Below are 19,946 nucleotides of genomic sequence, written 5' to 3' on the forward strand. Positions count from 1 at the left end.
GAGGGCAGGTGGACAGAGGAGGACGGCTACAGAGAACGTACGTCGGCGGGGTGGACCACCTCGGTGATGCCGCGCGCGGCCAGGTGCGCCGCGTCCCCGGCGCGTTCGGCGAGCACCGTGGTCGGGCGGGCGCCGGCCTCGGCGAGGCGCATGAAGGCCTCGTACACCGGGCCGCCGGGGCCGCAGTCCGCGCGGCGGGGGGAGGTGACCTCGTCGCCGGTGGCGACCACCACGGCGGTGCTGCGCGGCTTGGGCGGCTGCCAGTGGCGGCGGGCCTCGGCGGCGGCCTCGGCGAGCCGGGCGCCAGCCGGTTTGACGGCCCGGTCGGTGGTCAACAGGCCGAGGCTGTACTCCAGTTCGGGGAAGTCGGCGAGCGAGCGGTCCACGTCGTGGGAGCACCACCAGGTGATCCCCCAGACGTCCGGGCAGTCCAGGACGGCCTCGACGGTGGCGCCGGTGAACCGGGCCGCGTCCCCGGCGGTGATGTGCGGGGCGGGCGCGCCGACCTCCTGCAGCCAGACGGGGCGGGCCGGGTCGTCCGCCCAGGCCTTGGAGAGCTCGACCAGGTACGCGGCGTGCTGGGCGGTGGCCGTGGAGTGGGCGCCGTAGCGCTGGGCGGTGCCGTTGAACACCCAGGAGTGCACGGCGGTGGCGGCGCCGAGGCGGGCCGAGTGCCAGGGGGTGAACGGGTGTTCGTCCAGGTACCAGGCCGCGTCGTAGGAGGCGTGCAGGTGCAGCCGCCCGGGCGCGCCGTCCTCGCAGGCGGCGAGCATCCGGCGCAGCCAGGCCTCCGCCTCGGCGGGGGTGCACCGGTCGGGGTCGGGGTGCGGGGCGCCGGAGAACTGGTTGATCTCGTTGCCGAGCGTCATCCCGAGGAAGTTCGGCCGCTCGCGCAGCGCGCCGGCGAGGGTGCGCAGGTAGGCGGACTGGCCGTCCAGGACCTCCGGGTCGGTGAACAGGTTGCGGCGGTGCCAGGTCCGCGTCCAGGCGGGCAGGAAGTCGAAGGAGGACAGGTGGCCCTGGAGGCCGTCCACCGCGACGTCCAGGCCGCGTTCGCCGGCCGCGTCCACCAGCGCGGTCAGCTGCTCGACGGCGCGCGGGCGGATCAGGGTGCGGTTGGGCTGGAACAGCGGCCAGAGCGGGAAGACCCGGACGTGGTCCAGGCCGAGGGCGGCGACGGAGTCGAAGTCGGCGCGCACGGCGTCGAGGTCGAAGTCCAGCCAGTGGTGGAACCAGCCCTTGCTGGGCGTGTAGTTGACGCCGAAGCGCGGCGCCTGCGGGGTGGTGGTCACGGGGGCTACCTCAACTGGGAAGGGGCGTACGGACGGTGTGCCCTTGGGGCCTCAGCCCTTGACGGCTCCCTCCTCGACGCCCTTGAAGAAGAAGCGCTGGCAGACGGCGAACACCACGACGATCGGCAGGAAGGCGATCATGGTGCCGGCCGCGATCAGCCGGGGATTGGCGGAGAAGGTGCCGTTGAGGTACTGGAGTCCGACGGTCAGGGTGTACTTCTGCGGGTCGTTGAGCACGATCAGCGGCCAGAGGAAGTCGTCCCAGGCGCCGATGAAGGTGAAGATGACGATCACGCTGAGCATGCCGCGCACGTTCGGCAGGCCGATGTGCCACAGCCGCTGCCAGACGTTGGCGCCGTCCACCAGCGCCGCCTGGTCGAGTTCGGCGGGGACAGCGGCGAAGGCGGTGCGCATCAGCAGCACGTTCAGCATCGCGATCGCCCCGGGCAGGGCCACGCCGGCCAGGCTGTCGGCCAGGCCCAGGCCGCGCACCAGCACGTACTGGGAGACGATGGTGACCTCGCCGGGCAGCACCAGGGTGGCCAGGAACAGGCCCAGGACCAGCCGGGCGCCGCGGAAGCGCAGCCGGGCGAGGGCGTAGCCGGCCAGGGTGCAGCCGACCACGTTGCCGGTGATGCAGACGGCGGCGACGATCACCGAGTTGAGGGCGTACGTCCACACCGGGATGGTGTCGGCGACCGTGCCGAAGTTGCCCAGGGTGGGCTGGTCCGGCAGGAAGCTCGGGGTGCGGGTGTAGACGTCCTCGGTGGGGCCCTTGAGGGAGGTGGACAGCTGCCACAGGAAGGGGCCGATGACCAGCAGCAGGACGAGCACCAGGAGCAGGTAGCGGGCGGCGGTCTGTCCGCGGGTGGGGGTGTTGAAGCCGCGGGCGGGCTTGGCGCGGGGAGTGGTCTCGGGGGTGGGGTTGGTTTTGGGACGGAGGGTGGTCACGGGGTCAGGCCGCCTTCCGGTTCAGCCGCAGCAGGAACAGCATCGGGCCGAGCGTGACGACGAACAGCAGCAGGCTGAGCGCGGAGGCGTAGCCCAGGTGGCCGTTGAAGCCCCGGCTGTACATCTGGATCAGCATCACCACCGACATGTCGCGGCCGCCGGGGCCGCCCAGTCCGTTGGAGAGTACGTACAGCTCGGAGAAGACGCGCAGCGAACTCACCGAGATCAGCGCGGAGATGAGCACCATGGTCGGACGCACCCCCGGCAGGGTGATGTGCCACAAGCGGCGCAGCGGGCTCGCGCCGTCCACGGCCGCCGCCTCGTGCAGCTCGTGCGGGACGTTGGCGAGGGCGGACAGGTAGATGACCATGTAGTAGCCGAGGCCCTTCCAGACGGTCAGGGCGATCGCGCTGAACAGCAGCAGCCAGCGGTCGGTGAGGAAGGGGACCGGCGAGTGGGCCAGGCCGCCCTCCTGGAGCAGGCCGTTGACCAGGCCCCGGTCGTCCAGCACCCAGCCCCAGATCAGCGCCACCACGACGGCGGAGGCGATCACCGGGGTGTAGAAGGCGGTCCGGAAGAAGGTGATGCCGGGGATCCGGCGCTGGACCAGCAGGGCGAGCAGCAGCGGCAGGACGGTCAGCAGGGGGAGGCAGACCAGCATGAACACGATGCTGTTGAGCAGGGCGTCGGCGAGCTGGGCGTCGTCCAGCAGGCGGCCGTAGTTCTCCAGGCCGGTGAACCGGCCGCCGCCGATGGGCTTGGCGTTGGTGAAGGAGAGGATCACCGTGTTGACGGCCGGCCAGAGGTTGAAGACGGCCAGCCAGACTATCGCGGGGCCGGCGAGCAGCCAGGGGGTGAACCAGCGCCGGTGGGTCATGCGGATGCCTTCCTGGGGCTGGGCCTTCCGGGGCCCGGGGCGGCGGGTGTGGGGGAGGACCCGCCGCTTCGCCGGTACGGGACGTCGAGGTGCCGTGGGGGTCGCGGGCCGGGGGTCGGGCTCCGTGCGCGGTGGGGGTCAGCCCTTGAGGAGCTTGTCGCACTGCTCCACGGCGGTGTCCAGGGCCTGCTTGGAGCTGCTCTGGCCGCTGATGGCGAGGGCGAACTGCTGCTTGACGATGGTGCCCATCGCGTCGTCCACCTCGACCGGCTGGATCAGCTCGGCCTTGGCGAGCGAGGTGAAGGCGATCACCTTGGCGTCGCCCGCGTTGGTGCCGTCGCTCCGGCTGAAGAACGGGTCGTTCGCGGAGGCCTTGGTGGACGGGAAGACGCTGGTCAGGTGGGCGAAGGCGGCCTGGTTCTCGGGGCTGGTGACCCAGCGGGCCAGGGCGACCGCGGCGGCCGGGTTCTTGGTGTTCTTCGGGATGGACAGGCCCTGGACGTACAGCGGCGGGGTGCCCATCGCGGGGGAGGGGACGACCTTCGGGGCGAGGGTGGGGTTGTCGGTGGCGAGGCTGGTGATGAAGTTGCCGCCGCCGGTGGTCCAGGCCGCGGTGCCGGCGCTGAACAGCTTGGAGTTGCCGGCGTAGGTGTCGGTGAGCACCCCGTTCGGCATCAGGCCCTCCTTGAAGGCGTCGCGGTACTTGTCGAGCAGCGCGGCGGCCTCGGGGGTGTTGAAGGTGAAGGACTTGCCGTCGTCGGCCATGATCTTGACGCCGATGTTGTAGAGGTCGCCGAGGCCGGGCTTGCGGCTCATCAGGTAGGCCTGGCCGCCGGACTTCTCCTTCATCACCCGGGCCTGGGCGATCAGCTCGTCGAGGGTGGTCGGGGGCTTCTTGGGGTCCAGCCCGTTCTTCGTGAGGAGCTCTGAACTCCAGTAGTTCACATCGGTGTTGAGGTACCAGGGGTAGCCGAAGGTGCCCTGGTAGCCGTGGTAGCGGTAGGCGCCCACGCCGCCGGCCACGTACTCGTCGGCGAGCTTGGGGTCGGCCTTGGCCACGTCCAGCAGGACGTCCTTCTTGGCGAGCGGGAAGGCGAAGTCCGGCGGGAGGTTGACCACGTCGGGCAGGGTGCCGGAGGCGGCCTGGCTGAGCACCTTGTCGGAGTAGCCCTCGCCGGGCTGGTCCAGCCAGTCGACCTCGACGCCGGGGTACTTCTTCTTGAAGCCGTCGATCACGCCCTGCATGTAGTCGGTGAACTTCGGCTTGAGCGCCCAGGTCTGGATCGAGACCTTGCCCTTGACCTCGCCGGTGGCGGCCGCACTCGCCACGTTGTCGCTGGTCTTGGTGTCGCCGGAGCCGAGTCCGCAGCCGGTGAGGGCCGCCGCGGTGAGGGCCGTCGTCGTCAGTGCCGCCCAGATTCTTCGCATGAGGGTCTCCCGGTGGTCCTGGGTTCTGGGGTGGGTGGTGGAGGTCAGAACCTGCTGGATGTCGGAACCTGCTGGATGTCAGGTCCCGCAATAACTAAACCGGTCTAGCTCTGGCAGGGACTATGCTCCCGCCTAAACTTGACTGTCAAGAGAGGAGTCGGATCCTGTGGGCAGACCGACGATCGCCGACATCGCGCGCCAGGCCGGCGTCTCCAAGGGCGCGGTCTCCTTCGCGCTCAACGGCCGCCCCGGTGTCAGCGAGGCGACCAGGGACCGGATCCTGCGGGTCGCCGAGGAGATGAACTGGCGCCCGCACAGCGCCGCCCGCGCCCTCGGCGGCGCCCGCTCCGACGCCGTCGGCCTGGTGATCGCCCGCCCCGCCCGCACCATCGGCGTCGAGCCGTTCTTCAGCCAACTGCTCTCCGGCCTCCAGGCCGTGCTCTCGGCCAGCTCGGTCGCGCTGCACCTGATGGTCGTCGAGGACACCGCCGCCGAGATCGAGGTCTACCGCCGCTGGGCCTCCGAACACCGGGTGGACGGCTTCATCGTGGTCGACCTCCAGGTCAAGGACCCGCGACTGCCCGTGCTGGACGAGCTCGGGCTGCCCGCCGTCGTCCTCGGCGGGCCCGGCAAGGGCGGCAACCAGCTGCGGATCTGGGCCGACGACCGGGAGGCGATGCTCTCCATCGTCGACTACCTGGCCGCCATCGGGCACCGCCGTATCGCCCACCTCGCCGGGCTCCCGCACTTCCAGCACACCCAGCGCCGGATCCGCGCGCTGCGCGACGCCTCGCGCCGGCTCGGGCTGGAGGAGGCGGTGTCGGTGCCCACCGACTTCAGCGACGCCGAGGGCGCGGCGGCCACCCGCACGCTGCTCTCCCGGGCCGCCCGGCCCACCGCGATCGTCTACGACAGCGACGTGATGGCCGTCGCCGGGCTCGGCGTGGCCGGGGAGATGGGTGTTTCGGTGCCCGGGGAGCTGTCGATCGTCTCCTTCGACGACTCGGTGCTCGCCCGGATCGTCCACCCGCCGCTGACCGCACTCAGCCGGGACACCTTCGCGCTCGGCGAGCAGGTCGCGCGCAGCCTGCTGGAGGCGCTGGACGGCGCCGGGGACGGGCGGGACCTCCAGATGCCCACGCCCCGGCTGACCGTACGGGAGTCCACCTCGCCGCCCGGTGGCGGTTTCTAGCCCCGTCGGGTGGTTGTTGTCCGAGTCGTTGACAGTCGTTCTGAACCGGTTTAGCCTCGCTGCGCCGAGAGGGTCCGCTCCTGCTGCCCGCTCCTCCGGCCTCCGGCTTCCCTCGGTTCAGCACCGGCACGCCCGCATGCGGCCGGCCCCCGTCCACGACGGCGGGCCCGCCCCCACCTCCTCCGCTCCTCCGCCCGATCGGAGCCCCCGCATGTCACGACGCCTCCCCCTGCTGCTCAGCGCCGTCCTCGCGACGGCCGCACTGACCGCCACCCCCTCCGCCTGGGCCGCCCCCGTCGCCGCACCGCCGCCGACGACCGCTCCGGCCGGCGCCTTAGGTGCCCCCACTGCCGCCGGTCCGGGCAGCCAGCCGTACGCCTCCTACTGGTACCCGAACACGATCCTCACCTGGGACCCAGCCACCGACCCGGACGCCCGGTTCAACCGCTCCCGCGTCCCGCTGCAGCCGCGCACCAGCGACCCGGCGCTGGCCGCCAACCCCAACGCCCATGCGGGCGAGGGGAAGATCGCCTCGCTGGTCTCCTTCGGCCCCACCTCCAACAACCCCTCCCAGGGCTCCGCCGACCCCAACTACTACGCCTTCGGCTACTGGCAGTACGTCGACAAGCTGGTGTTCTGGGGCGGCTCGGCCGGCGAGGGCCTGATCCTCGCGCCCAACCCGACCGTGATCGACGCCGCCCACCGCAACGGCGTGAAGGTCTACGGCACCGTGTTCTTCCCGCCCGCCGCGTACGGCGGCCAGCTCCAGTGGGTGCGCGACTTCGTCCAGAAGTCCGGCAACCGCTACCCCGTCGCCGACAAGCTCGCCCAGGCCGCCCGGTACTACGGCTTCGACGGCTGGTTCATCAACCAGGAGACCGGCGGCGGGGATTCGGGCCTCGCCACCGAAGTGCGCAACCTGATGCAGTACACCAAGGCGCAGACCGACACCGAGTTCATGTGGTACGACGCGATGACCACGTCCGGCGCGGTCGACTGGCAGAACGCCCTCACCTCCGCCAACTCGCCCTTCCTGCAGGACGGTTCGAAGAGAACCTCGGACTCGATGTTCCTCAACTTCGGCTGGACGCCGGACGGCCTGGACTCCTCCCGCACGCTGGCCCGGCAACTCGGCCGCAGCGAGTACGAGTTGTACTCCGGTATCGACACCGAGGCGAACGGCTACAACACCTCGGTGGACTGGAACACCCTCTTCCCGTCCGGGCAGCCGCACTCCACCTCGCTCGGCCTCTACCGCCCTGAGTGGACCTGGAAGTCCGCCACCGACCGGGCCGACTTCTACGCCAAGGACGCCCGCTACTGGGTCGGCGCCAACAACGACCCGTCCAAGGTCGACCTCTCCTCCGGGTGGCCCGGTCTGGCGGGCTACGTCGCCGAGTCCTCGCCGATCACCGCCAAGCCCTTCGTCACCAACTTCGACACCGGCCAGGGCGACTTCTACAACGCGGCCGGCACCCGGGTCGCCACCGGCGGCTGGAACAACCTCTCGCTCCAGGACGTCCCGCCGACCTACCGCTGGGTGGTCGACTCCAGCGGCAGCAGGCTCAGCCCGTCCGTCGACTTCACCGACGCCTACCAGGGCGGCTCCTCACTGCGGCTGACCGGCACCCTGGACGCCACCAACACCGTGCGGCTCTACCAGACCAGCCTGCCGGTCGCCGCGGACACCAAGCTCGACCTGGTGGTCAAGACCCCCGCCGCCGGCCCGACCAAGCTCAAGGCCGCGGTTTCCTTCACCGACACCCCGGGCAGCTTCACCACCGTGGACGTCGGGGACAACGCCGGCACCGGCTGGGAGCGGCACACCCTCGACCTCTCCCCGTACGCGGGCCGCACCATCGCCCAGCTCGCCCTCCAGGTCGACGGCACCGACCCGGCCTACGACCTGCGGGTCGGCCAAGTCGCCCTCTACGACGGCGCGGTGCAGACCCCGGCCGCGCCCAGCGGGCTGACCGTCCTGGGTGCGAGCGACGTCACGGCGGGCGTCAGCCAGTCGCTGCGGCTCTCCTGGACGGCGGCTCCCGGCGGCAACGTCCACCACTACGAGGTGTACCGGCGCAACGCGGACGGCAGCCGGACCTTCCTGGGCGCCACGCCCAACGACGCCTACTTCGTCGGGCGGCTCGACCGGGCGGGCACCGAGGCCGCCACCACGCTGGACGTGGAAGCCGTCTCCACCACCTACGGGCACTCGGCCGTCGCCTCCACCACGGTGGGCTGGAACGGCACCCCGCCGACGGGGTCGGTGAACCTGGCGCTGAACCGCCCCGCCACCGCCTCCGGCCAGTGCAACGCCAACGAGGGCCCGGCCAAGGCCGTCAACGGCAGCGTCAGCGGCGGGACCAGTGACAAGTGGTGCACGCTGACGGCCGCCAAGTGGCTGGAGGTGGACCTCGGTTCGGCGAAGAAGCTGTCGAAGTTCGTGGTCAAGCACGCGTCGGCGGGCGGGGAGAGCGCCTCGTACAACACCCGGGACTTCTCGGTGCAGGTCCGCTCGAAGACCACCGATCCCTGGACGACGGTCGCCACCGTGACCGGCAACACCGCGGGCACCACCACCCACCCGGTGGACACCACCGCCCGCTACGTCCGGCTGGTCATCACCAAGCCCACCCAGAACAACGATCCGGCCGCCCGCGTCTACGAGTTCGAGGCCTGGGGCCAGTAGGCCTCCGTACCGAAAGGACCAACCCCCGTGCCGGTCACCACCATCACCGCGGTCGAGAGCACCGACCTGTTCACCGGGCCCGAGGACGCCCCGCGCCAGCTGCTGCGGGTCACGGTCGAGGGCCCGGCCGCCCGGATCACCGTCACCGGTGCGGGCGTCCGCGGCGAGGCGACCGGCACGGGGCCGGTCGAAGTCCCCCTGGAGATCACCGGAGCGGCCGTCGGCGCCCGACTGCCCGTCACCGTACGGGTGGCAGCGTGCGAGGCGGCCGGCACCGTGGAGGTCGCCGAACCCGGCTGGACGATGTTCCTGGTCTCCCACTTCCACTACGACCCGGTCTGGTGGAACACCCAGGCCGCCTACACCTCGCCGTGGGAACTGCTCGCCGCCGACGCCACCACCCGGCCGCTCTGGGAGCGCAACGGCTTCGCCCTCGTGGACGCCCACCTGGACCTCGCCCTGCGGGACCCGGTGTACAAGTTCGTGCTTGCCGAAGTCGACTACCTGAAACCGTACTTCGACCAGCACCCGGAGCGCCGCGAGGTGCTCCGGACGCTGCTGGAGCGCGGGCAGGTCGAACTGGTCGGCGGCACCTACAACGAGCCCAACACCAACCTCACCGGCGCCGAGACCACCATCCGCAACATCGTCTACGGCATCGGCTACCAGCGCGACATCCTCGGCGGTGACCCCCGAACTGCCTGGCAGCTCGACGTGTTCGGGCACGACCCGCAGTTCCCCGGCCACCTCGCCGCGGCCGGCCTGACCGGCAGTGCCTGGGCGCGCGGGCCGTTCCACCAGTGGGGCCCGATCCAGAAGAACTTCCGCCAGGGCAAGGACGACGCCCGGGTGATGCAGTTCCCCAGCGAGTTCGAGTGGATCGCCCCCGGCGGGGAGGGCGTGCTCACCCACTACATGCCGCACCACTACTCGGCCGGCTGGTGGATGGACTCCTCGCCCGACCTCGCCGCCGCCGAGCAGGCCGTCTACGAGCTGTACCGGAAACTCAAGCCGGTGGGCGCGACGAAGAACCTGCTGCTGCCGGTGGGGACGGACTACACCCCGCCGAACAAGTGGGTCACCGCGATCCACCGCTCCTGGGCCGACAAGTACCTGTGGCCGCGCTTCGTCTGCGCCACCCCGCGCGACTTCCTGGACGCCGTCCGGGCCGAACTCGCCGCCACCGGGCGCCGGCCCAGCCCGCAGACCCGCGACATGAACCCGGTGTACACCGGCAAGGACGTCTCGTACATCGACACCAAGCAGGCCCAACGGGCGGGCGAGGTCGCGGCGGTGGACGCGGAGAAGCTCGCCGCGCTGGCGGTGGTGAACGGGCTCGGGAGCTACCCGGCGGCCGCACTCGACAAGGTGTGGCGCCAACTCGCCTACGGGGCGCACCACGACGCGATCACGGGGAGCGAGTCCGACCAGGTGTACCTGGACCTGCTGGGCGGCTGGCGGGAGGCGTACGATCTTGCCTCAGCCGTCCGGGACGCCTCCCTGGACGCGTTGACGGCGCAGATCTCGACGGTCGGCGTCGGGTCGGCGGTCGTGGTGACCAACACGCTGTCCTTCGACCGGACGGACCTGGTGTCGGTCCAACTCCCGGGCGGTGTCGGGTCGGTGCGGGTCCTGGACCAGGCGGGCGCGGCGGTGCCGAGCGCCGTCGACCGGGGAGTGCTGCGGTTCCTGGCAGCTGACGTCCCGGCCCTGGGCTGGCGTACCTGGCGGCTGGTTTCCGGGGCGCCGTCGGCCTCGGCCTGGGACGAGGCCGAGGGTGCGGTGATCGCCAACGCGCGGTACCGGGTGACGGCCGACCCCGCCCGCGGTGGCGGGCTCAGCTCGGTCTACGACCTGCGGCACGCACGGGAGTTGATCCAGGCCGGCCGGATCGGCAACGAACTGCGGGTGTACGAGGAGTACCCGCAGCACCCCGACTTCGGCGAGGGCCCCTGGCACCTGGTGCCCAGCGGGCCGGTGGTCGGCTCCGGGGCCGCGGTTGCGTCGGTACGCCGTGAGACCGGTCCGCTCGGCGAGCGGCTGGTGATCGACGGGACGGTCGACGGCCTCCGCTACGAACAGACCGTGACGCTCTGGCACGGCCTGGACCGGGTCGACTGCCGGACCAGGGTGGTCGACTACTCCGGCGCCGACCGGCTGCTGCGGCTGCGCTTCCCGGTGGACGTCCCCGGCGGGCTCCCGGTCAGCGAGGTCGCGGGGGCGGTCGTCGGGCGCGGCTTCGCGATGCCGGACGTCGACTCGGCGGAGGCGCCGTGGACCCTGGACAACCTGGCCAACACCTGGTTCGGCCTGGGCTCCACCGCGCGGGTGGAGCTCACCGACCCGGCGGGGGCGGCCGTGGGCGCGCGGGCGCTCGGCGTGGCCGAGGTGGTCGTGCCGACCCTGGACGAGGCCGCCGACGCCCGCCCGCTGGTGGTCGCCCTCGCCCGGGTCGGGGTCACCGCCACCACCTCGGGCGCGGACTGGGCGCGGTACGGCTGGCTGGACGTGGACTCCAACCTGCCGGACTTCCGGATCGTCGTCGGCGGTCCGGAAGTCAACGAAGCAGCACGGGAGTTGATCGACCGGGCGGGTGAGGAGTACGCGGCCGTGCTCAAGGCGCACGGCGCGGTGTGGGTGCCGGCACTGACCCCGCTCGCCGAGGTGTGGCGGCCGGACGCTGACCTGCGGGACCTGCGCTCGCTGCCCGCGCTGGTGGTGTCCGACCTGCCGGCGCTGGTGGACGACCTCGCGGACGCCCGGATCAGTGCCGTCTGCCCGGCGCCGGTGTCGGCCTCGGTGTCGGAGGAACTCGCCGACCACACCGTGGCCTTGCTCAGCTTCGGCCTGCCCGGCTTCGCGGTGGACACCACCGGCGCACTGCACCTGTCGCTGATGCGCTCCTGCACCGGCTGGCCGTCCGGCGTCTGGATCGACCCGCCCCGGCGCACCCTGCCGGACGGCGCCTCCTTCCAACTCCAGCACTGGACGCATGAGTTCAGCTACGCACTGGTCGGCGGCGACGGCGACTGGCGGACGCAGACGCTGCCCGCGCAGGGCCAGGAGTTCAACCACCCGCTGTACGCGCGGATCGTGGCCGCGCCGCAGGACGGTCCGCTGCCGGCCACCCTGTCCTGGCTGCGGGTCGAACCGCAGCGCGAGGTGCTGCTCGGCGCGCTCAAGCCGGCCGGGAACCCGATCGCCCACGGCTCGGCGGCTCCGGTGGGGCGCGAACTCACCGTCCGGCTGGTCGAGTCGACCGGCCTCGGGCGGACGGCTGAGCTGGGTGGTGCGCTCGGTCTGACGGAGCTGCGGTCGGCCGACCTGCTGGAACGCCCTGACGGTCCGGCCGACTTGGTCCTCGCCGGCTCGCGGATCGCCACCCTGCTCGCCGCCCCCGGCGTTGTGGTCCCCGGCGTCGCGGTCCGGCCCGAGGGCCCGGTGCTCGGCCCGGTCGCCGAACCCGCCCAACCCGTGCACGCCCGCTACTGGCTGCACAACCGGGGCCCGGCCCCGCTCGGCTACCTGCCGGTGTCGGTCGGCGCCTCGCCCGGGCTGCTGCGGACGGCGGGGGAGGCGGTGACCCTGTCCGTGGCCCTCTCCTCCCAGCTGCGGGACGCCGCCGTCGAGGGCACGGCGGTCGTGCTGCCCCCGGAGGGCTGGGCGAGCAGCCTCGGCAGCCGCCCGTACCGGCTCGCCCCCGACGGCCACCTGCGGTTCCCCGTCACCCTCACCCCGCCGGCGGACGCCCGGCCCGGGCTGCACTTCGCCGCCGTCCGGATCGAGCACGACGGCCAGCAGATCGAGGACGTGGTGACCATCGCCGTCGGCGACCTCCCCGACCTGCTCCCCGTCCCCGGCGACGCCCCCGAGGACTGGACGGCCGCCCAGGGCACCAAGGCGGCGACCGGCCGGGACACCGGGCTGTCCGTCGAGGTCTCTGCCGAGGTCCTGCGGGTCGCCCCCGGCGGGCGGGCCGCCCTCGGCCTCACCCTCACCAACCGGACCCGGGGCGAGATCCGGGGCGAGCTGCAACTGGTCTCGCCCTGGGGGACGTGGGAGGCGATCGCCGACCCGGTGCGCGGCTTCGCCGTCCCGGCCGACACGGCCGTCACCGCCGAGTTCGAGATCACCGCCCCCGAGTCGCTGGACCCCGGCGCGTACTGGGCCCTGGCCAAGGTCATGTGGTTCGGCCGCTGCCAGTACGCCCCGACCGTCGCCCTGGTGGTGGAGGCGTGACTCTCGGCCTGCTCGACGGACGCCCCCTCCCGCGCACGGCCCTCGACGCGCGCCTCGCCGCCCTGCGGGGCGGCCCGCGCGCCACCGCCCTGCCCCTGCCCGGCAGTTCGGAGGACCGGCAGCTCACCCGGTGGGTGGCGCAGGTGCTGCTGACCGAGGCCCTCTGCGAGACGGTCGCCACCGAACGCGGCCTGCCGGTTTCCGCTTCCGGCCCGGCCCGCCTCGACCAACAGGCCGCCGTCGAACTCGGCTCCATCACGGCAGCCGCCTACGAGGGCAGCGCAGCCGTCCGCGCCGTCTACGCATCCGTGACCGCCTGTATCGAGCCGTCCGCCGCCGACCTCGCCCACTACCGCGCCGTAACCAGTCGCCCACCGGCCACCCGCTGGCACCTCGCCCTCCCCGACGGCGGCTTCGAAGCCGACCCCGACACCCTCCCGGAGGCCCTCGCCGAAGCGCTCCGCGCATCCCCGCCGGGCGAGTGGGTCACCGTAGGCCCCTGGACGGCGATGCTCCTCGCCACCCTGGCCGTACCGCAGTACCCCGACCCCACCCCGGCCCTCCGGGACGCCGCGCGAAGGGCGGAGTTCGTCCGCTGGCTGGATCACGAGCGAGCCCGACGCCTCACCCTGGTCGAAGGATTGGAACACCCCGGCGACCCGGCCCAACCCGACAACCACCACCGCCACTGACCAGCCCGGTCGATGCCCCACAGGGCAGGCCGGGTGCGTGGCGGGGCCCTTGCAGGCGCATGACCATGGGTCATATTTCGCCAGCACACGATCGATGAGGCGTCCCGGCGCACCTCATGTGATGATCCATCAGTCGTACTCCACGGGTGGATCAAGGAGAACTGTCATGGCAGAGGCAAGAGTTCGCGATCTCACGGGCAAGGTCGCGATCGTGGTGGGCGGTAGCCGCAACCAGGGCGCGGCCTGCGCCGAGGTGCTGGCGGCGCGCGGCGCCACCGTGGTGATCAGCTACGCCAACGACGCACAGGCGGCCGAGCAGACCGTCGCGGCGCTGCGCAAGCACGACGTCACCGCGGAGGCGGTGCGCTCCGACGCCGCCGTGTCCGCGGACGTCACCGCGCTGTTCGCCGGCGTGGTGGAGCGGCACGGGCGGCTCGACATCGTGGTGCACCTGCCCGGCATGGTGCTCAAGAAGCCGCTGGCCGAGATCACCGACGAGGAGTTCGACCGGGTGATCGACCTGAACACCCGCAGCGCGTTCTACAGCCTGCGGGCGGCGGCGCGCACACTCGCGGACGGCGGCCGGTACGTGATCCTCTCCACCACGCTGACCTCGGTGATGACCGGACCGTACGGGCTCTACTCGGGCAGCAAGGCCGCCGTCGAGCGCATGGTCCTGGCGGCGGCCAAGGAGCTGGGCGCGCGCGGCATCACGGTCAACGCGGTGGCCCCCGGCCCGGTGGACACGTCCTTCTACCGGGACGCCGAGACCCCGGAGTCGATGGCCGCCGCCGCGAACCACAGCCCGCGCGGCCGGATCGGGCACCCCGGGGACATCGCCCCGGTGGTGGGCTGGCTGGTCGGCGACGAGGCGGGTTGGGTGTCCGGCCAGACGGTGCGCGCCAACGGCGCGATGTTCTGAGCGGATCCGCGTGACGGAGGCCCCTTCAGGCGGTGGATCTATAGGCCTGAAAGTCGCTATCCGAAACAGATGATCAGCCCATATGAATAGCTCCACGGCCTGAGCAGCCACCCTGGATCAGAAGGAGCCATCACCCATGATTCGCCTCCGCACCACCTGTATGGCCATCGCGGGCACCGCCGCTATGTTCGCCCTTACTGCGGCGCCCGCCCAGGCCGCCCCGGGCGATGTCACGACCACGTGCGCAAGTACGGCCACCCCGGCGGGTTTCGTCGATGTGAGCTGGGGTTACAGCAGCAGTTGCGGTACGCAGAGCTTCAGCCCGAACATCAAGCAGATCAAGCAGCTCACCGGCCTGCCCGTCGGTACCGTGGTCCAGGCCTGCGGCACCACCTACCCGCCCGCGGGCTGGATCCAGACCAGCTCGTACTACACCAGCAGCTGCGTCGCCTGGTCGAACCCGAGCTTCAACAACAACGCCTGGCAGCTGAAGCGCGTCTCCTGATCCGGTAACTTCCGGAGACTCCGGTACCTGCGGGGCCTCCGGTGACACCGGAGGCCCCGCAGGGTGGGTCGAACGGCAAGGGAGCTGTGCCATGCGGGAACTCACGTACGAGGACGTCGAGGCCGCCGCCGAGCGGATCGCCGGGCGGGTCCGTCCCGTCGCCCTGACGGCGGTCGATCCGCCGTCCGGGCGGTCCGGTGAGCTGTGGCTGGCGCTGGAGTTCATGCAGCACACCGGGTCGTTCAAGGCCCGCGGTGCGCAGAACTTCCTCCAGGCGCACCGCGAGGCCGGCACCCTCCCCGACACCGGGGTGACCATCGCCTCCGGCGGCAACGCCGGGTTGGCGTGCGCCTGGGCGGCCCGGCAACAGGGCGTCCCGGCAACGGTGTTCGTGCCGACCACGGCGCCGCCGGTGAAGGTGTCCAAGCTCCGCGGCTACGGCGCCGACGTGCGGCTGGTCGGCTCGGAGTACGCGGAGGCCCAGGCGGCCTGCGCGGAGTTCGCGGCGGCCGGCGGTGCGCTCGCGGCGCACGCGTACGACCATCCGCTGATCGCGGCCGGGGCGGGCACGCTGCTGGAGGAGATCCGCGACCGGATCCCGGGCCTGGACACCGTGGTGGTCGCGGTGGGCGGCGGCGGGCTGCTCGCGGGCGTCGCCACCGCCGCCCGGGAGCACGGCATCCGTACGGTCGCGGTGGAGCCGGAGAACTGCCGCGCGCTGAACGCGGCCCTGGCAGCGGGCCGCCCGGTCGACGTGGCGGTGGACTCGGTCGCCGCGGACTCGCTCGGCGCCCGGCGGGTCTCGGCCGCGGCCGTCCGGGCGGCCCGGCTGGACGGCGTCCGCTCCGTGCTGGTGCCGGACGCCGAGATCGTCCGGGCGCGCCGAGCCCTCTGGGACGACCACCGGGTGGTCGTCGAGCACGGCGCCGCCACCGCCCTGGCGGCGCTGAACGGCCAGGCCGGCGGCTACCGGCCCGAGCCCGGCGAGAAGGTCTGCGTGGTGCTGTGCGGGGCCAACACCGATCCGTCCGACCTGGTGGTCGCGACCCCGGACGTCGGGCCCGCCGCCGAGGGGCGCTGAGGGGCGCCGAGGTAGGTGAGGACGGCGAGGACGCGCCGGTCGCCGCTGTCCTCGGGCGGGAGGTCGAGCTTCAGGAAGATGTTGCCGACGTGCTTGTGCACGGCCCGCTCGGTGACCACGAGGCGATCGGCGATCTCGGAGTTCCCGTACCCCTGGGCCATCATCGCGAGCACCTCGCGTTCGCGCTCGGTGAGCCGTGACAGCGGGCTGCCGCGCGTCGCGAGCAACTGCCGGACCACATCTGGGTCCAGCGCGGTGCCGCCGGCCGCCACCCGGTGCAGCGCGTCGAGGAAGTCGTCGACCCGGGCGACCCGGTCCTTGAGCAGGTAGCCGACGCCGGTGCCGTCGGCTAGCAGCTCGCGGGCGTAGGTGTCCTCGACGTACTGGGAGAGCACGAGGATCGGCAGCCCGGGGACGCGTTCCCGGGCGCGCAGCGCGGCCCTGATGCCCTCGTCGGTGAAGGTCGGGGGGAGGCGGACGTCCACCACGGCCACGTCCGGCCGGTGGGTGACGGCGGCGGTCACCGAGTAACCGGAGGATGTCCTCGCCTTCAGGCGGGGGAGGACTCGGGCTTCCCGCGTAGTGGGTCAGCGGTGGCCGTATCGCAGTCAAGGCGATCCGGCGTCTCAGGTGGCGTGGCGCGGTGAGCGACCTCAAGTCGGTGCACGATTTCGGAGTTGAGGGACCGTCTGTTGAGCTTGGCCTGCGTGGTCAGCCATGCGTGGGTGTCAGCGGGGAGCCGTAGGGTGATGCGTGTTTCGTGATCCATGTCACAAGAGTAGTGGTAAACTGACACCATGGCGACACTAAAGGAGTCCGGGGAGGTCGGGCATGCCCGGTACACCTACCGACTTCGCGTGTCGTCCACCGCGCTCGCTCTGCTCGAGGCGGAGTGGGGACGATGCCGCTGGATCTGGAATGAGTGCGTCCACCAGTCCCGCAAGACTGCCGCCGCTAACAATGCGCGGCCTCAGGGCGCGGACAAGGTGACGTGCGGTCCAGCGCAGCTCGACAAGATGCTGACCGATGCCCGCGCCGCCATGTCGTGGCTGCGGGAGGGCGCTTCGGTTCCGCAGCAGCAGATCATCCGGGACTTCGCCAAGTCCCGCGCCAAGGCCCTCAAGGACATCAAGGCGAAGCTTCCACAGCACCGCCGCGCCGGGATGCCGAAGCCGAAGAAGAAGCGCGAGGCGCCGTCCAGCCTGAACTACACGCGGCGCGGGTTCCGGTTGAAGGATGGTCGCCTGCACCTCGCGGGCGGCATCGTGCTGACGGTGGCATGGTCGCGTGCCCTTCCGTCCGCGCCGTCGTCGGTGCGCGTGTACCGGGACGCCGTAGGGCACTGGTGGGCGTCGTTCGTCGTCGCCACCACTACCGAGCCGCTGCCCGCGACCGGCGCGGTGATAGGCATCGACTGGGGCGTCAAGGAGACCGCGACCACCACCAGCGACCTGCACGACCTACCGCACGCGCAGCACGGGAAGAACGCCGCCGCCGCGTTGGCCAAGTACCAGCGCCGCATGGCACGCCGCAAGCCCTCCAAGGGCAAGCCCGCATCCAAGGGCTACCGCGAAGCGAAGCGCCAGACAGCCAAGCTGCACAAGAAGGTCGCCAACCAGCGGACCGACACGGCCCGCAAGTGGGCCAAGTCCGTGGTCCGCGACCACGATGCCCTTGCGGTGGAGGACTTCCGGCCGAAGTTCCTCGCCAAGACCACCATGGGAAGGAAAGCCGCCGACGCCGCCATCGGCTCGGTCAAGCGTGCCCTGATCGAGATGGGCCGCAAGCACGGCCGGACCGTGCACCTGGTCCACCCCGCGCACACCACGATGGACTGCGCGCACTGCATGACGAGAGCCAAGCATGCACTGCCGCTGGGAATGCGCACCTACACCTGCACCGTGTGCGGAGTCTCATCCCCCCGGGACAAGAACTCCGCACGCGTGATGCTCATCCGGGCTGGACTCGTACCCGGCTGATGTTGAGGGCGTAAGACACGGCGGTCCGCAGGGCCACCATGCAGCCCGAGTCGGAAATCCCCCAGACGAAGGCGGAGTCCCCCGCCTTCAGGCGGGGGAGCAGTCAACATGATCCCGCTCTGGCTCGACGGCCTCCGCCGCACGGACGCCGCGCAGGGGACCCCGCGGCTCGCGGCGCTGTGCATGATCCTGATGATGCTGGTGCCGGCGCTGACCGCCTTCGGCCTCACCGCACGCGGCCGGGGGCCGCGCGAGGCCGCGCGGGTGCTCGGACTCGCCAGGTCGACCCCGTGGCGGCACGAGGTCCGCTCCGTCGCCGTCGCGCTCACGATCCCGCTCGGCCTCACCGCCGCCGGCCTGGCCCTGGCCACGGCGGCCGGCTGGTACACCCCCGCGCACCTGTCCGGGCCCGCGACGATCGCGCCGCTCGTACTCAGTGCGCTGCTGTCCGTCCCGCTGTACTTCGGTGAGGAACTCGGCTGGCAGGGATACCTGTTGCCCCGGCTGCTCCGCTACGGCCGGACCTGCGGCCTGCTGATCGGCGGCGCGATCTGGGGGGCCTGGCACGTCCCGATGACGGCCCTCGGCGGGAGCTACCCCGGCCACTCGGTCCTGCTGGGCATACCCGTGGCCGTGGTGACCGCGATGCTGCTCGGGACGGTGATCGCCACCGTCCGGTTGGCCACCGGGTCGGTTTGGGCGGCCGTCGCGGCGCACCTGTCGCTCAACGAGTTCACGCTGCCGCTGACCCGCGAGGTCTCGGACCGCCTCGTCGACCCGCTGCTCGCCGGCCCGTTGAGCGTCTCGACCTGGCCGGTGACCGCCCTTGCCGTGCTGGGCAGTTGGCTGGCGTACCGGCGGGGTACGGGGCGGCGGCTGTCCCCCGGCCGTGCGGTCGAACCCCGTTGATCACCGTCGGGCGTTGCGGCATGATCGAGGACCGCCCGATCCCCTGTGTTCCCTGGAGGTCCCGAACGTGGCATGGTCCGAGCGCCTGGTGGTGCGCGACGGGGTCCGGCTCGCCTGCCGGGACTGGGACGGGCCGGGGCAGCCCGTCGTGCTGCTGCACGGACTGGCCGGTCATTCGGGTGAATGGGAGCTGCTGGCAGGGGAGTTGAGCTCCCGGCATCGCGTCGTCGCGGTCGACCAGCGCGGGCACGGCGCCAGTGAGCGGCGCCCGGAGGACGTCTCGCGCGCCGCGTATGTGGCCGATGTGACGGCCGTCGTCGAGCAGTTGGGGCTGCGGCGGCCGGTCCTGGTGGGCCAGTCGCTGGGCGGGCACACGGCCATGCTGACCGCCGCCGCCCACCCCGCGCTGGTGGGCGGGCTGGTGCTGGTCGAGGCGGGGGCCGGTGGGCCGAACCCGGAGGTCGCGGGGGAGGTCGGCGGTTGGCTCGACTCCTGGCCGACGCCGTTCCCCTCCCGGGAGGCGGCCGCCGAGTTCCTCGGCGGCGGGCCGGTCGGCGCGGGCTGGGCGGCCGGGCTGGAGGAGCGCGAGGACGGCTGGTGGCCGCGGTTCGACCGGGAGGTGATGGTGGCTTCGCTGGCGGAGCTCACCCGGCGCTCCTTCCTGGACGAGTGGGCGCGGATCACCTGCCCCACCCTGGTGGTCCTGGCGCAGTCCGGTTTCATCCCGGCGCCGGAAGTCGACGAGATGCTCCGGCAGGGCCCCGCCACCATGGCCGTGAGCGTTCCCCGCGCCGGCCATGACCTGCACCTGGAGCGGCCCGAGGTGCTGCACGGGGTGCTCGCGGAGTTCCTCGACGGGATCGGCTGAGGGGTCCGGCGGGCGGATGGCGGCGGCACGGCGTTACTGGTTCGCGTTGCTGGTGTGCGGGGTGCTGTCGGCCGTGTCCCTGCCGCTCTACCTGACGGGCGGCCGGTCCTGCGATCCGCGGTCGTCCGGCGTGAGCGTCCGAGCCCATGCCCGTGCCCGCGCCCATGGCCGGGCCCCGGCTCGGTAGGAGTCGGGGCCCGGCCCTGCGACGGATCCGTCTCGTGAGCGCCTCAGAAAGTGTTGGGTAACTGGGTGATCACTCGTTCTTGAGGTCGTCGGCGAGGCGGCGGGCGGCTTCGGTCTCGATGGGGCCGTGCGGTTC

The 19,946-nt window shown here is 72.1% G+C and carries 16 protein-coding genes; 10 read left to right on the forward strand and 6 right to left on the reverse strand.

The window, feature by feature from the left end; genetic code table 11:
• Nucleotides 1-26: 26 nt before the first annotated feature.
• The 4 genes from ACFVXG_RS42655 to ACFVXG_RS42670 form a co-directional block, all read right to left on the reverse strand.
• Entirely contained in the window at nucleotides 27-1,292 is a 1,266-nt protein-coding gene (locus tag ACFVXG_RS42655; protein ID WP_387935890.1) for a glycosyl hydrolase, read from the reverse strand.
• 51 nt (nucleotides 1,293-1,343) lie between these two features.
• Nucleotides 1,344-2,243: a carbohydrate ABC transporter permease gene (locus ACFVXG_RS42660; RefSeq protein WP_387935891.1), complete on the reverse strand. Its 900-nt coding sequence runs from the start codon at nucleotides 2,241-2,243 to the stop codon at nucleotides 1,344-1,346.
• 4 nt (nucleotides 2,244-2,247) lie between these two features.
• The gene (locus ACFVXG_RS42665; protein ID WP_387935892.1) at nucleotides 2,248-3,120 is read right to left on the reverse strand and encodes a carbohydrate ABC transporter permease; all 873 of its coding nucleotides are present in this window, start codon (nucleotides 3,118-3,120) and stop codon (nucleotides 2,248-2,250) included.
• A gap of 138 nt (nucleotides 3,121-3,258) precedes the next feature.
• Nucleotides 3,259-4,548: an ABC transporter substrate-binding protein gene (locus tag ACFVXG_RS42670; RefSeq protein WP_387935893.1), complete on the reverse strand. Its 1,290-nt coding sequence runs from the start codon at nucleotides 4,546-4,548 to the stop codon at nucleotides 3,259-3,261.
• 166 nt (nucleotides 4,549-4,714) lie between these two features.
• Here ACFVXG_RS42670 and ACFVXG_RS42675 point away from each other — a divergent pair, with 166 nt between their 5' ends.
• The 7 genes from ACFVXG_RS42675 to ACFVXG_RS42705 all read left to right on the forward strand — a co-directional run bounded on the left by ACFVXG_RS42675 (nucleotide 4,715) and on the right by ACFVXG_RS42705 (nucleotide 15,868).
• Nucleotides 4,715-5,740 (forward strand): LacI family DNA-binding transcriptional regulator, encoded by a 1,026-nt coding sequence (locus ACFVXG_RS42675; protein WP_387935894.1) that lies wholly within the window; start codon nucleotides 4,715-4,717, stop codon nucleotides 5,738-5,740.
• Between the two features lie 211 nt (nucleotides 5,741-5,951).
• On the forward strand, nucleotides 5,952-8,429 hold the full coding sequence (locus ACFVXG_RS42680; RefSeq protein WP_387935895.1) for a discoidin domain-containing protein: 2,478 nt from the start codon (nucleotides 5,952-5,954) through the stop codon (nucleotides 8,427-8,429).
• Between the two features lie 27 nt (nucleotides 8,430-8,456).
• On the forward strand, nucleotides 8,457-12,668 hold the full coding sequence (locus ACFVXG_RS42685; RefSeq protein ID WP_387935896.1) for an NEW3 domain-containing protein: 4,212 nt from the start codon (nucleotides 8,457-8,459) through the stop codon (nucleotides 12,666-12,668).
• Nucleotides 12,665-13,360 (forward strand): hypothetical protein, encoded by a 696-nt coding sequence (locus ACFVXG_RS42690; protein WP_387935897.1) that lies wholly within the window; start codon nucleotides 12,665-12,667, stop codon nucleotides 13,358-13,360. Before ACFVXG_RS42685 ends, ACFVXG_RS42690 begins: the two co-directional genes overlap by 4 nt.
• 166 nt (nucleotides 13,361-13,526) lie before the next feature.
• The gene (locus ACFVXG_RS42695; RefSeq protein ID WP_387935898.1) at nucleotides 13,527-14,282 is read left to right on the forward strand and encodes an SDR family oxidoreductase; all 756 of its coding nucleotides are present in this window, start codon (nucleotides 13,527-13,529) and stop codon (nucleotides 14,280-14,282) included.
• 136 nt (nucleotides 14,283-14,418) lie between these two features.
• Nucleotides 14,419-14,787 carry a hypothetical protein gene (locus tag ACFVXG_RS42700; RefSeq protein WP_387935899.1) on the forward strand — a complete coding sequence of 123 codons (369 nt, stop codon included), beginning with the start codon at nucleotides 14,419-14,421 and terminating at the stop codon, nucleotides 14,785-14,787.
• Between the two features lie 91 nt (nucleotides 14,788-14,878).
• Nucleotides 14,879-15,868: a serine/threonine dehydratase gene (locus tag ACFVXG_RS42705; RefSeq protein ID WP_387935900.1), complete on the forward strand. Its 990-nt coding sequence runs from the start codon at nucleotides 14,879-14,881 to the stop codon at nucleotides 15,866-15,868.
• Here the strand turns inward: ACFVXG_RS42705 and ACFVXG_RS42710 are convergent.
• Both ACFVXG_RS42710 and ACFVXG_RS42715 read right to left on the reverse strand, forming a co-directional pair.
• A complete protein-coding gene (locus tag ACFVXG_RS42710; RefSeq protein WP_387935905.1) occupies nucleotides 15,754-16,422 on the reverse strand; it encodes a LuxR C-terminal-related transcriptional regulator in 669 nt (222 codons plus the stop codon). The two genes, ACFVXG_RS42705 and ACFVXG_RS42710, sit on opposite strands and share 115 nt — an antisense overlap.
• On the reverse strand, nucleotides 16,419-16,667 hold the full coding sequence (locus tag ACFVXG_RS42715) for an Arc family DNA-binding protein (RefSeq protein WP_387935901.1): 249 nt from the start codon (nucleotides 16,665-16,667) through the stop codon (nucleotides 16,419-16,421). Before ACFVXG_RS42715 ends, ACFVXG_RS42710 begins: the two co-directional genes overlap by 4 nt.
• On the opposite strand from ACFVXG_RS42715, the gene ACFVXG_RS42720 reads away from it, so the two are divergent.
• The 3 genes from ACFVXG_RS42720 to ACFVXG_RS42730 all read left to right on the forward strand — a co-directional run bounded on the left by ACFVXG_RS42720 (nucleotide 16,666) and on the right by ACFVXG_RS42730 (nucleotide 19,624).
• Nucleotides 16,666-17,847, forward strand: coding sequence for an RNA-guided endonuclease InsQ/TnpB family protein (locus tag ACFVXG_RS42720; RefSeq protein ID WP_387935902.1), 1,182 nt, complete (start codon nucleotides 16,666-16,668; stop codon nucleotides 17,845-17,847). The genes ACFVXG_RS42715 and ACFVXG_RS42720 overlap by 2 nt on opposite strands.
• Nucleotides 17,848-17,955: 108 nt before the next feature.
• The gene (locus tag ACFVXG_RS42725; protein WP_387935903.1) at nucleotides 17,956-18,756 is read left to right on the forward strand and encodes a CPBP family intramembrane glutamic endopeptidase; all 801 of its coding nucleotides are present in this window, start codon (nucleotides 17,956-17,958) and stop codon (nucleotides 18,754-18,756) included.
• A gap of 67 nt (nucleotides 18,757-18,823) precedes the next feature.
• The gene (locus ACFVXG_RS42730) at nucleotides 18,824-19,624 is read left to right on the forward strand and encodes an alpha/beta fold hydrolase (RefSeq protein ID WP_387935904.1); all 801 of its coding nucleotides are present in this window, start codon (nucleotides 18,824-18,826) and stop codon (nucleotides 19,622-19,624) included.
• Nucleotides 19,625-19,946: the final 322 nt, after the last annotated feature.

Source organism: Kitasatospora sp. NPDC058162, assembly GCF_042884005.1.
Classification (GTDB): Bacteria; Actinomycetota; Actinomycetes; order Streptomycetales; family Streptomycetaceae; genus Kitasatospora.